At 64.7% G+C, this 12,497-nt stretch carries 9 protein-coding genes; 4 read left to right on the top strand and 5 right to left on the bottom strand.

Annotation, left to right across the window (positions count from 1 at the left end):
- The first annotated feature begins 24 nt into the window (after positions 1 to 24).
- Both HX851_RS14520 and HX851_RS14515 read left to right on the top strand, forming a co-directional pair.
- On the top strand, positions 25 to 1,611 hold the full coding sequence (locus tag HX851_RS14520) for an arylsulfatase (protein ID WP_177058041.1): 1,587 nt from the start codon (positions 25 to 27) through the stop codon (positions 1,609 to 1,611).
- Positions 1,612 to 1,746: 135 nt separating this feature from the next.
- Entirely contained in the window at positions 1,747 to 4,266 is a 2,520-nt protein-coding gene (locus HX851_RS14515) for a fused MFS/spermidine synthase (RefSeq protein WP_177065877.1), read from the top strand.
- A 125-nt stretch (positions 4,267 to 4,391) separates the two neighbouring features.
- On the opposite strand, the gene HX851_RS14510 is transcribed toward HX851_RS14515, so the two are convergent.
- Positions 4,392 to 5,063, bottom strand: coding sequence for a DUF3313 domain-containing protein (locus HX851_RS14510; protein ID WP_177058039.1), 672 nt, complete (start codon positions 5,061 to 5,063; stop codon positions 4,392 to 4,394).
- Between the two features lie 207 nt (positions 5,064 to 5,270).
- Between HX851_RS14510 and HX851_RS14505 the strand changes: the two genes are divergently transcribed.
- Entirely contained in the window at positions 5,271 to 7,616 is a 2,346-nt protein-coding gene (locus HX851_RS14505) for a tetratricopeptide repeat protein (RefSeq protein ID WP_177065875.1), read from the top strand.
- Positions 7,617 to 7,742: 126 nt separating this feature from the next.
- Here the strand turns inward: HX851_RS14505 and HX851_RS14500 are convergent, their stop codons facing one another.
- Complete coding sequence (locus tag HX851_RS14500) at positions 7,743 to 9,317, bottom strand: L,D-transpeptidase family protein (RefSeq protein WP_177065873.1); 1,575 nt, start codon at positions 9,315 to 9,317, stop codon at positions 7,743 to 7,745.
- A gap of 173 nt (positions 9,318 to 9,490) precedes the next feature.
- Between HX851_RS14500 and HX851_RS14495 the strand changes: the two genes are divergently transcribed.
- Positions 9,491 to 10,219, top strand: coding sequence for a murein L,D-transpeptidase catalytic domain family protein (locus tag HX851_RS14495; RefSeq protein ID WP_177065871.1), 729 nt, complete (start codon positions 9,491 to 9,493; stop codon positions 10,217 to 10,219).
- 44 nt (positions 10,220 to 10,263) lie between these two features.
- Here the strand turns inward: HX851_RS14495 and HX851_RS14490 are convergent, their stop codons facing one another.
- The 3 genes from HX851_RS14490 to HX851_RS14480 all read right to left on the bottom strand — a co-directional run bounded on the left by HX851_RS14490 (position 10,264) and on the right by HX851_RS14480 (position 12,428).
- Positions 10,264 to 11,475, bottom strand: coding sequence for an MFS transporter (locus tag HX851_RS14490; protein ID WP_177065870.1), 1,212 nt, complete (start codon positions 11,473 to 11,475; stop codon positions 10,264 to 10,266).
- Positions 11,476 to 11,589: 114 nt separating this feature from the next.
- Positions 11,590 to 11,910, bottom strand: coding sequence for a DMT family transporter (locus HX851_RS14485; RefSeq protein ID WP_177065869.1), 321 nt, complete (start codon positions 11,908 to 11,910; stop codon positions 11,590 to 11,592).
- A gap of 62 nt (positions 11,911 to 11,972) precedes the next feature.
- The gene (locus tag HX851_RS14480) at positions 11,973 to 12,428 is read right to left on the bottom strand and encodes a carboxymuconolactone decarboxylase family protein (protein WP_017128973.1); all 456 of its coding nucleotides are present in this window, start codon (positions 12,426 to 12,428) and stop codon (positions 11,973 to 11,975) included.
- Positions 12,429 to 12,497: the final 69 nt, after the last annotated feature.

Genomic DNA, 12,497 nt, shown 5'->3' with positions numbered 1-12,497 from the left:
GCTAGCGCAAAAGGAGCAAGTCATATGACTGGCATACGCAAATGGCTTCCCCAGCTCGCCCTGGTGGCGGCTTCAGTGATGGGGCTCTCGGCAGGCGCCGGGGCCGCCGAAAAACCCAATATCCTGGTGATCTTCGGCGACGACATCGGGCAGACCAATATCAGCGCCTACTCCATGGGCGTGGTCGGCTACAAGACGCCGAATATCGACCGCATCGCCAAGGAAGGCATGCTGTTCACCGACTACTACGCGGAGAACAGCTGCACGGCGGGACGCTCGTCCTTCATTACCGGACAGACGCCGCTGCGTACCGGGCTGTCCAAGGTCGGCGCCCCCGGTGCCACCGTGGGCCTGCAGAAGCGCGACATCACCATCGCCCAGGCCCTCAAGTCGCAGGGCTATGCCACCGGCCAGTTCGGCAAGAACCACCTCGGCGACCGCGATGAATACCTGCCGACCAATCACGGTTTCGACGAGTTCTTCGGCAACCTCTACCACCTCAACGCCGAAGAAGAACCGGAACGCCCCTACTGGCCCAAGGATGACGCGGAGTTCGTCAAGGCCAACTCCCCGCGCGGGGTGATCCACAGTTTCGCCGATGGCAAGATCGAAGACACCGGCGCCCTGACCACCAAGCGCATGGAAACCATCGACGACGAAACCACCGCCGCCGCCCAGGCGTTTATCGAAAAACAGGCCAAGGCGGACAAACCGTTCTTCGTCTGGATGAACACCACGCGCATGCACGTGTTCACCCATGTGCGCGACTCGATGAAGGGCCAGAGCGGCATGCCCGGTAACGAATATGCGGATGGCATGCTCGAGCATGACGGCGATGTCGGCAAACTGCTGAAGACCCTCGACGACCTGAAGATCGCCGACAACACCATCGTGGTCTACACCACCGACAACGGGCCGAACCAGTTCTCCTGGCCGGACGCGGCGACCACGCCGTTCCGCAACGAGAAGAACTCCAACTGGGAAGGCGCCTACCGGGTGCCGGCGATGATCCGCTGGCCGGGCAAGATCAAGGGCGGCGAAGTCTCCAACGAAATGTTCTCCGGCATGGACTGGTTCCCGACGTTGCTGGCCGCCGCCGGCGATAGCGGAGTCAAGGACAAGCTGCTCAAGGGCTGGGCACCGGTCAGCGGCGGGGCCAACTTCAAGGTACACCTGGACGGCTACAACCAACTGCCCTACCTGACCGGACAGCAACCCAAAGGCGAGCGCAAGGAGTTCTACTACTTCAACGACGACGGGGTGCTGGTATCGATGCGTTTCGACAACTGGAAGGCGGTGTTCTGCGAACAGCGCGAGCCGGGCGGCTTCCGGGTCTGGAGCGAACCGTTCGTGTGCCTGCGGGTACCGAAGATCCTCAATCTGCGGATGGACCCGTATGAGCGAGCGGATGTGGTATCAGACCAGTACTACGATTGGAGTACCAAGAACGTCTATCTGGTCGCTGTCGCGGTGACCAAGTCGGCGAAGTTCCTCGAAACCTTTGTCGAGTACCCGCCCAGCCAGAAACCGGCGAGCTTCAGCGTCGACCAGATCCGCGCGGCGGTGGATGCCAAGATCGCCGAGAAGATGAAGAACCAACCTAAAGAGTGACGGCAAGACCGCCGCCCACCACCCCGGTGGGCGGCCCTGATTGAAGGTCAGGCGCCCCCGTGGCGAGTGGGCTTGCCCACGCTGGGGCGCGTAGCGACCCCGAAACCTGTGATTACCGCACAAGGCCAACGCATTATGTCCTCATCTCGCAGCGCCACCCTGTCATCGGCCACGTCCGTCCCTGTCGCGACCACCTGGCGCCTGCCCGCCCTGCTGCTGTTCATTTCCGGCGCGGCGGCGCTGGTCTACCAGGTGCTGTGGATCAAGCAACTGTCGCTGGTGGTCGGGGTCGAGGTGTATGCGATCACCACCGGCATCAGCGGCTTTTTCGCCGGGCTGGCCCTGGGCGGCCTGCTGTTCGGGCGCTGGGCCGACCGCATGGCGCAACCGCTGCTGCTGTACGCCGCCCTGGAGTTGCTGGTCGCCGCGCTTGGCGTCGGCGCCACCCTCAGCCTGGCCCAGGCCGCCACGCCGTTCGCCTGGCTCGAACAGCAACTGGGGCTGGCCGCCTGGTTGTTGCCCTTCAGCCTGGTGGGGATTCCGGCGTTCCTGATGGGTGGCACGCTGCCGGTGCTGATGCGCGCCCTGGCCGCCGATCCGCAACAATTGGGCCAGGCCGGTGCACGCCTGTACGCGGCCAATACCGCCGGGGCGATTGTCGGCACTCTGCTCACCGCCTTTGTGCTGGTCGCCAGCCTCGGCGTACGCGGCAGCGCCATGGCCGCGGCCCTGCTCAACCTGCTGGCCGCCGGCGGCGCGTTGTGGCTGTTGCGTGATAAGCGGCCGGTGCTGCCCGTGGTGCCGGAACAAGCCCGGGCCGAGCAGCCGTCCGCACGCCTGGCCATGCTGCTGTACGCCGTCGCCGGTGGCGTGGCACTGGGTTATGAAGTGGTGTGGTCGCAGTCCATCGTGCAGTTCATGAGCACGCGCACCTATGCCTTCGCCGTGGTGCTGGCGACCTACCTCGCCGGGCTGGTGCTGGGCAGCAGCCTGATGGCCCGACGGGTCGACCGCCTGCGCGATCCCTGGGGTGTGTTCGGCTGGTTGATCAGCGCCGCCGGCCTGATTGCCGTGCTGGAAATCGCCGTGCTCGGGCGCTGGCTGGTGCTGCTGCAGACCCAGGTCGAAGCCCTGGTGCTGGCCCTCGGTGGCACGCCCCTGGTGGGTATGAGCAGTCGCTTCGCCGTCGCCGCGTTGAGCATTGTGTTCATCCCGACCCTGCTGCTGGGCGCCGCCTTTCCCCTGGCCCTGCGCCTGAGCGTGCAACAACGCCAGGTCGGCCGCGATGTCGGCAAGGTGGTGGCGTTCAATACCCTGGGCGGCATCGCCGGGGTCATGCTTTGCGGCTTTGTGCTGATTCCCTGGTTGGGGCTGGTGCGCACCCTCGGTGTGCTGGCACTGATCGCCGCCGCTGTCGGTGGCCTCGCGGTCAGCCGGGGCCGGGCCCTGCGCCAAGGCAACCGCCAGGGTGTGGTGATCCTCGGCCTGTTGTCCCTGGCCGTGGCCTGGCTGACGCCCGTGGATCGCCTGGCCGATCTGCTGCCGGGGGCGCGCAACGGTCACCTGGCGTTCTATCAGGAAGGCCGTGGCGGCACCGTCGCCGTGGTCACCCAGGGCAGCGGCCAACGGCAGTTCCAGCGCCTGTACATCCAGGGCGTGTCGAATACCGGTGATGCCATGCCGTCGCTGCGCTACATGCGTATCCAGGCCCTGCTGCCGCTGCTGATCCATCGCGGCGAACCCGACTCGGCCCTGGTCATCGGTTTCGGCACCGGGATCACCGCCGGAGCCCTGTTGCAGTACCCGTCGCTGCACCAGCGCGTCGTCGCCGAGCTGCTGCCGACGGTGGTCGCCGCCGCCCCGCTGTTCAAGGGCAACTTCCAGGCCGCCACCGACCCGAACCTGCAGATGCGCCTGCGCGACGGCCGCCAGGAGCTGCTGCGCAACCCGCAGCGCTACGACCTGATCACCCTGGAGCCACCACCGCCTTCCGCCGTCGGCGTGGTCAACCTCTACTCGCGGGATTTCTACCAACTGGCCGCCAGCCGCCTGGAAAAGAATGGCCTGCTGGCCCAGTGGCTGCCGCTGCCGACGCAGAACATCGATGACTCACGGGCGCTGGTACGCAGTTTCCTCGATGTGTTTCCCCATGCCACGCTGTGGACCAGCGAGTTCCACGAAATGCTCCTGGTGGGCTCCCAGGAACCGATCGAGCTGGATGCGGCGCGGATCGCCGAACGCTTCGACCGCCCTTCGGTGCGCAGTGCCCTGCAGGACGTGGGCATCGGTTCCGCCAGCGCGCTGCTGGCCACCTGGATCACCGACCGCAACGGTCTGGAACGCTTCGCCGGCAACGTGCCCGCGGTGACTGACGACCGTCCTTCGATCGAGTACGCGCCCTGGGTCCGTGCCGGGGAAATCAGCCGGGTGCTGCCGGCCCTGCTCGACCTGCGACAACCGATTCCCCTGCTGAACGCGGACAAGTTGTTTACCGACTACCTGCAGGGCTACCAGCAGAACCTGATGCGCTTCTACCGCGCCAGCCTGTACGCCTACGAGGGTGACCGCCAGGCCTGGGCCCGGGAGATGAGCGAAGTGATGCGCGACGAGCCGGGCAATCCGTACTACCGCTGGTTCGGAGGGCAGGCCCGGTAATCATCCGTTGCCCATACGGGCGCCATCGCCGGCAAGCCGGCTCCTACCGGGGACCGTGCCGCAACCTGTGCAAGAGCTGACTTGCCAGCGATGAGGCCAGATGGTCTTGCACCGACCTTTCGTTCCTACCGGCTCTTCAGCTTGAGATACGACTGGTGCATATCCGAAGCCCAGCCGTCGATCACGTTTTTCACATCGGAAGGCTGCATCACCTGGCTGTCGTTTTCCAGCGGCTTGCCGGTGCCCTGACGGACCACTTCGGCGAGCACCGCCTGGGTCTGGCCATCGAGGAACGCGGCTTCGGTGCCCAGGGTGGTTTCCTGGTCACGAATCCCCGACGCGGTGCTGACCGCCGCCGCCACCAGCGCCACCGGAATCAGTTCATAGGCCTTGAGTCCCTCGGTCTTGCTGCTCACCGCCGTGATCGCCGCCCGCACCACCACCACGCCAGGGCCCGGGCCGTTGGCCAGGGGCAGGGATTTGCTCAGCTCACGCTTGAGTGCCTGGTCGTAGTACTGGGTAATGCCGTGCAGGGTCGCCTGGGGGATTTTCACGGTGGGCTGCGGAGCGGGATAGAACTGGGTGGGTTCGATATAGGCACTGGTGTATTTGCGCACGTCGAGCTTGGGATCGATCCAGCGCATCACCTCGACACCCGACGGAGTTTTCTCTTCCTTGAGCCGACTGTAGTCCTTGAGAAATCCCGAGTAGTGATCGGGTTGGGTGGACTGGCTCGAACAGCCGACCACGGCAAGGGAGGCGATACACAGCGCACTGATCATGAAACCTGATTTCATGCCGAAACTCCTTTTGGCTAGCCGGTACCGCCGCCGGTACAGGAAAGGTAGGTATAGCCAAGGAACGCCGCGCCGGCTCGAAAATGTTGATTATTGCGCACGCAATGTGGGCCATTTCTCAAAGCCTGTTTGACAGGAGCGGCTGTGCCGTCAAAGCTGGAGCCAGCTTCGATGCTCGCCCAATGCAGTTGGACAACGGATGTCTCAATGCCCAAGCAAAAAAACAAAAACGCACCAGTTCCCGCTGCTTCCCCCTCGCGTCTGTCCCGCTACCTGCTACCTGTCACCGCCGCGCTCCTGCTGCTGGTCACCGTGGGCATCTGGTTGTCCCTGCAAGGCGGCCCGCCTGTTCGACCAACACCCGCCCCGCTCACGTCGAGTCAGCCGCCCATGGCGCCAGCGACCGCGCTCCCTGACGCACGGATGGTCGATGAACAACAGTGCCAGGGCTGCCACAGCGCCCAGGTCAAGGACTGGCAAGGCTCCCACCATCAACTGGCGATGCAGGCCGCGACGACGGAGACGGTACTGGGTGACTTCGCCGATGTCAGCGTGGACCTCGAACAGCAGAAGACCCGTTTCTTTCGCCGCGACCAGGGCTTCTGGGTCAACACCCAGGGCACCGACGGGGCCGCCGCCGACTTCAAGGTCGCCTACACCTTTGGCGTCGCCCCCTTGCAGCAATACCTGCTGGAAGTTCCCGGCGGTCGCCTGCAGGCCCTGGGCGTCGCCTGGGATACCGAAAAGCGGCGCTGGTTCCACCTCTACCCCGGCCAGGGCGTGGACTTCAAGAATCCGCTGCACTGGAGCAAACCGAGCCAGAACGCCAACTTCATGTGCGTCGAGTGCCACACCACCGGCTACCAGCGCAACTTCGATACCGCCAGCAACACGTTCGCCAGCCAGTGGAACAGCCTCGGCGTCGGCTGCCAGGCCTGCCACGGTCCGGCATCGAATCACTTGCAATGGACGGCCGGCAAGACCGACCTGATCCACAAGGGTTTCGCCGTCGACCTGGCCAGCAAGGACACCACCGTCGAGATCGAGACCTGCGCCCGCTGCCATGCCCGGCGTGCCCCGCTGGGCGATGGCTACACCGTCGGCAAGCGACTGATGGACGACTACCTGCCCAGCGTGCTGACCCGCGAACTCTATGCCCTGGACGGCACGATCAAGGACGAGGTGTTCGAACACGGCTCGTTCCTACAGAGCAAGATGTTCGGCAAGGGCGTGCGTTGCAGCGATTGCCACAACCCCCACAGCGGCGAACTCAAGGCGGCGGGCAATGGCGTCTGCCTGCAATGCCACAACCCATCGGGCAAGAGTGCCGTCGCCGGTGTCGATGGCCGTGGCCTGCAGGCAAAAGACTACGACTCGCCCGAGCACCATCGGCATCAACCCGGCCAGTCCGGAACGCAATGCATCGATTGTCATATGCCGGGCAAATTCTATATGGGCAATGACTTTCGCCATGACCATAGTTTCAGTATTCCCAACCCCGAACGGGCCAGGGCCCTCGGCACGCCGGACGCCTGCCTGAGTTGCCACCAGGGTTCGGCCGGCGACAAGATCACCGCGCAGTTCAAACGCTGGAACGACCGTTCTATCCCACAAGCGCCGCGCTACGGCGAAAGCCTGCTGCTGATCCGTGGCGGTCGGCCCGGCGCGGCCGAAGCCCTCTACCAGCAGTTGCAACGCAGCAATCTGCCGGCGATCCAGCGCGCCACCCTGCTGGCCGAGTTGCCGTCCTACCCCAGCGAACAGGCCCTGAAACTCGCCGCCAGGGACCTCACCCATGGCGAACCGCAGGTGCGCGAAAGTGCCCTGCGCGCCGTCAGCGCCTTTGTCCCGCCGGCCGAGCGCGCGGCCCTGCTGGCACCGCTGCTCGCGGACCCGGTAAAGGCCGTGCGCATCAGCGCCGCCCGCGAACTGCTGGGCGCTTCGGCAGCCGGCCTGGGCAGTGCCCAGCCGGCCTGGAACAAGGCCATCGGCGAATACGAGCAGGTACAGTCGAACCTCGGGGAACGCGCCGAAGCCAACCTCAACCTGGCGATGCTGTATCAGGCCACCGGCCGCGGCAATCAGGTCGAGGCACTGTTAAGGACGGCGCGGCTGCGCGATCCGGACTTCCTGCCCGCGCTGGTCACCCTGATGCAGTGGCTGGAAGCCAACGGACGCGGCAGCGAGGCCGGGCAACTGTTGGACCAGGCCCTGCACGAACACCCCGATGCCGCGCTGCTGCAACATGCCCGGGGCCTGACGCTGATCCGCGCGGGCGACACCGCGCAGGCCATGGTCGCCCTGCGCAAGGCGGCACGCCTGGAACCGCAGAACCCTCAATATGGCTACGTGCTGGCGGTGGCACTGCACGACAGCGGCCAGGTCGAAGCCGCCTGCGCCGAACTGGAAACACTGCTCAAGCACCAGCCGACCCAGCGCAATGCGCGGCTCTCGTTGATCCAGTACTACTTGGAAAACGGCCACGAACCCAAGGCCCAGGCCTTGCTCCAGGCCTGGAAGCTACTCAATCCGGGCGATCCCGCGTTGAAGTAGCCACGTGATGATCGTTCCCACGCTCCAGCGTGGGAATGCCTCACTGGACGCTCTGCGTCCGCTTTGTGACGCGCAGCGTCAAGGGCTGCATCCCCACGCAGAGCATGGGTACGACCGGAGACGCCCTCAAGACGAACTTCCCAACGCCTTCAACAGCAGCGGATCGCGGGCGTAGATATCCGGCGCATAGAGCAAGGCCCCGTCGCTGTCGACCTGAACCGTCCAGTAACCGAGCAGGATCGGCACCGGTGCCGTCAGGCGGAATTCATGGGTGGTGCCGCTGGCGAGCAGCTCATCGGTCTTGGCCCGCTCGGCCGGGGTCAGCAGCAGGTCGCGCAGGTGCAGAGGTTGCTCGACCCGTACGCAGCCCGAGCTGAAGGCCCGGGGCCCCTTGGCGAACAGCGGCTGGCTGGGGGTGTCGTGCAGGTACACCGAGAACGGATTGGGGAAACGCAGGACGATCTTGCCCAGCGGGTTGCGCGGGCCGGCCTCCTGACGCAGGAGGATATTGCCCGGACGCTCCCAATCGATGCTGTCCGCCGCCAGCGGATGGCCTTCGCTGTCCAGCACTTGCAGGTTCTGCTGGCTCAGGTACGCCGCCGGGTCCAGACGGATGGCCGGCAGCTTGTCCTCACGCAGGATCGTCGGCGGCACGGTCCAGGTCGGATTCAAGGTCAGGCGGGTAACCCGCGACTTCAACAGCGGCGTCTGTCGCTCGGCGCGACCGACCTGCAGGCGTGTCTGCCAGATGGGCGCGCCTTGGTGGTAGACGCTCAACTGCGCCGCCGCGACATTCACCAGCACGCCCTCGGGCTCCAGGTCCGGCGCCAGCCAGCGAAAGCGTTCGAGGTTGATGCGCAACTGCTCGCGACGCAGCGCCGGGCTGACATTCAGCTCGGTCAGGGTACCGGGCCCGATCACCCCATCGGATTGCAGCGAATGCCGCGACTGGAAGTGCTTGACCGCATCGGCCAGTTCTCCGCCGTAGGCCTTTTCCGGACCGCCGGGCAGGCTCTCCAGATAGCCCTCGGCCAACAGCCGCTCGGCCAATACCGGCACCCGTGGGTCCTCCATGCCCGGCCGCAGCAAGGGCCCGCCGGCCACCGTCGGCCAGTGCCCCAGCGGCTGCAGGCGTTGTTGCGCGTAGATGCGCCGCAGGCTGAGGTACAGCTCGGCATTCGGCCGCGCCTGAGCGAACCCCCGGGCCATATCCTGCAACCCGGTCGCTGCCAGCATCAGCAACCGGGCGTCCGCGTCTTGCGCGGCCGGCTGGGAGTGCCAGACTGGCTCGAAACGGGCCTGGGACAGGCGGCCGAAATGCAGGTCCTGCAAGGCTTGCAGGTACTGCCGGCTGATCTCGATATCGGTACACAGCGCGTTACCCGCATCGGCATCCCGGGGCAGCGGATAACGCGCCGGGTCCAGGCCGTCATCGGCCAGCAGCGGCAACTGCGCCTGCAACGCCGGCAGCCGATCGTTACCGGACCACAGCGGAACATTGTCGTGTTGCAGGTAGAACGCCTGCAGGCGCAAGCGTACCGGCGCATCCAGTTGCACGGCCAGCGCGGGGCAGTCGGTGGGCAACTGCGCCAGTGCCGACTGCAAGGGCGTGGGCGGCTCGACGGGCAGATCCTCCGCCCTCGCGACCAGCGGTGCAACGAGCAGGCAAATGCTCAAGTAACATGCGTGTTTTTTGAACAAAGGCTTGGCTCCAATCCACGGTCATCCCACGGGCGGTCTGTAGTTACGGTCTTCTGTAGTTACGGTCTATAGTTACGACAGAGGCGACAAACCCTCAAGGCAGCGCGTGATCGTGCTGTTCCAGGACCGATGGGATGCGCAGGCCTGCACCAACGGCGGAGACGCTCCCAACCATGCTGACATCCTGCTACCGACTCTGCCTGAGCATCCTGGGCTTGTACATTATGACCCTGGCCGCGCCCGGCAGTTCTGCCCTGGCCGCCAGTGCGGCGAAACCGACGCTGTATGGCAGCCTCGCCCACGCCGCGCCGGAACTCAACCCCCTGGTGCTGAAAAACGCCCTGAACGCCATGCAATGCGCGATCAATCAGGGCCATGGACAATCCGAACGCCTGGCCGTGATCGACTACTCGCAGCCCTCGACGGCACGGCGCCTGTGGATCTTCGACCTGCGCAAGAAAACCCTGGTGCTGCGCGACCTGGTCGCCCACGGGCAGAAATCCGGGGAGAACTTCGCCACCCAGTTCTCCAACCGGATGGGCAGTTATCAATCCAGCCTGGGGCTGTTCCGTACGCAGGAAAGCTACGAAGGCACACATGGCTACTCGCTGCGCATGGACGGCCTGGAGCCGGGCTTCAACGACCGCGCCCGCGACCGTGACATCGTGATTCATGCCGCCGACTACGTCAGCCCCCTGTGGAGCCAGCGTGAAGGCCGCATCGGCCGCAGCCAGGGCTGCCCCGCGGTGCGCCCGCAAGTGGCGCGACAGGTGGTCGACAAACTCAAGGACGGCCAGTTCATGTTCTCCTGGTACCCCGACCGGCGCTGGCTGAAATCCTCGCCCTACCTCAACTGCAAGCCTCAGCAGATGGCCAGTGCCACCACCACCCAGGGCGGTTGAAGCCTTGTCGGCTATGACAGATCCGCGCTGCATGGCCCGATGACTCAGCAACCACTGGCCTCTCGGGCATCCTGCTGCCGCGCATAAGCGGCACCGATCAGATAGAAGCAACCGCCGGCAATGATGAAGCCCGCCAGCATGTAGAACATGAAATGCGGTGCCCACCAGGCCAGGGCAAAACCGCAGAGCACCGGGCCCAGCGCCCCGCCCAGGGTCGACAGGTTCTGCGCACCGTAATACATGCCGCGCAGGTGCTGGGGAGCGATACGGTCGATAAACATGTACTCGGCTGGAAACACGATGATTTCCCCCAGGGTGAACACCGCCATGGCCAACGACCAGTGCAATACCGTGCTCGACAGTGCAAACCCCGTCACCCCGAGCAGGAACAGGCTGAAGCCCGCCGTCAGCCACAGGTTCAGGTGCTGGTTGGTAATGCGCTTGCCCACGATGAACTGCAGACAGATGACCACCACCGCATTCACCGCCACCACCGAACTGATAATGCTGTAGGCAAACTCGGGCGTACCGGTGGTCACCAGGTACTGCGACAGGTAAGCGGTGAACTGGCCGAACACCACGGCGCTGAGCAGGCCACCGAGGGTGAAGCAGACCAGGCGCTTGTCCCGCAGCAGGATCCGCCCCACGCCGACAAAGGACACCGGGGCCCTGGCACGATCAACCGGACTGAGTTGCCGGTCACCGAAGTTGTAGTAGGTCAGGAACGACACCACGCCCAGCAAGGCGGAAACGACAAAGGGCAGGCGCATATCGAGGTGCGCCAGGCCCGCGCCGATAAACGGCCCGACCGCATAGCCGATATTGATCAGCGTGTAGCGCACCGAAAACACACTGGCCTGTTCGGCTTCCGGCAGCACGCGGCCCAGGGTGGCCTTGACCACCACGTCGATCACCGAATAGGCGAAGTTGAACAACACCAGGAACACGAAGAACAGCCAGAGCCGCTGTGTCATGCACATGCCGATAAAACCGAGCACGAACAACGCGGTGAATGACAGGATCAGGCGGAAGCTGGAGCCCTTGTCCGTCAGGTAGCCGCCATACACGCTGAGCAGCGACCCCGCCACCAGCGCAATACCGACCACCAGGCCGATCTCGCTGATCCCCAGGGAAAACTGCGAGGAGAGGAAGATCACCAGGTAGGGCAGCGTGATGGCCCGCCCCAGGGTCAGAATCAGTGAAGAAGCCAACAGCAGATTGACCGAAGTCGGGTAACGCCTGAGTACCGCCAACATCCTGATCCAGCTCCTTGCGGCCCCTGCGCTCCGGCACGGTCCGGGTTTCGATATCGCCCTGGGACGAAAGCCTCCCAGTATCGCTCAAGGCGTGGACCCCGTCATGCCTTCGTCTCAGTTTGCCGAGACCAGCTTGAGTCCGATAACCCCCGCCAGGATCACCCCGATACAGAGCATTCTCAGCGGTGCTGTCGAGTCGCCCAGCAGCGCCATGCCAAGAATCGCGGTGCCGGCCGCGCCGATGCCGGTCCACACCGCGTAGGCGGTCCCCACCGGCAGCGTACGCAGCGCCAGCGAGAGCAGGACGACGCTCGACAGGCCGCAGGCGACCGTCAGCAGTGCGGGGGTGAAGCGGGTAAACCCTTCGGAGCCTTTCATGAAGAAGGCGAAAGCGATTTCAAGAATGCCGGCGATGCCCAACAGTGCCCATGCCATAAATGCCAATTCCTTCGAAGTGGTGGGCGCCAGGCCAGGGGCCGGGCGCCACGGGGTGGGTATCAGGCCTTGCCGGCGGCCACGGGAGTCGAACGGAAGGTCACGCCAAAGCGGTTGAAGGCGTTCATCAACCCGATGGCATAGGTCAGGTCGGCGAGTTCCTTGTCGCTGAACTCGGCCGCCGCCGCGGCATAGTCGGCATCCGGCACGCCGCTTTCGGCGACCCGGGTCACGGTTTCTGCCCACGCCAGGGCCACCTGCTCGCGGTTGCTGAACAGCGCCCCGGCATCGCGCCATACCGGCACCAGCACCAGTTTCTCGACGGCCACGCCGAGCTTGAGCAGGTCACGGGTGTGCATGTCGATGCAGTAGGCACAACCATTGAGCTGAGACACCCGCAGATAGACCAGATCGATCAGTTCGGCGGAAAAACCACACTTCTGCAGGTACACATAGACGCCTCCAAAAGCCTTGTAGCCTTCGGGCGAAGCGGTAGCGTAGTCGAGACGTTGAGTCATGATGAATCCTTGTATTGGCTGTTTGAAGGGTTCTATCCTGCGACGACTTGGCCCATTGAAAAAGATCCA

The sequence above is a fragment of the Pseudomonas gingeri genome (assembly GCF_013385635.1).
GTDB classification, from domain to species: Bacteria; Pseudomonadota; Gammaproteobacteria; order Pseudomonadales; family Pseudomonadaceae; genus Aquipseudomonas; species Aquipseudomonas gingeri_A.
The sequence above is the reverse complement of the archived record's forward strand: the minus strand, read 5'-3'. Positions and strand labels throughout refer to the sequence as shown.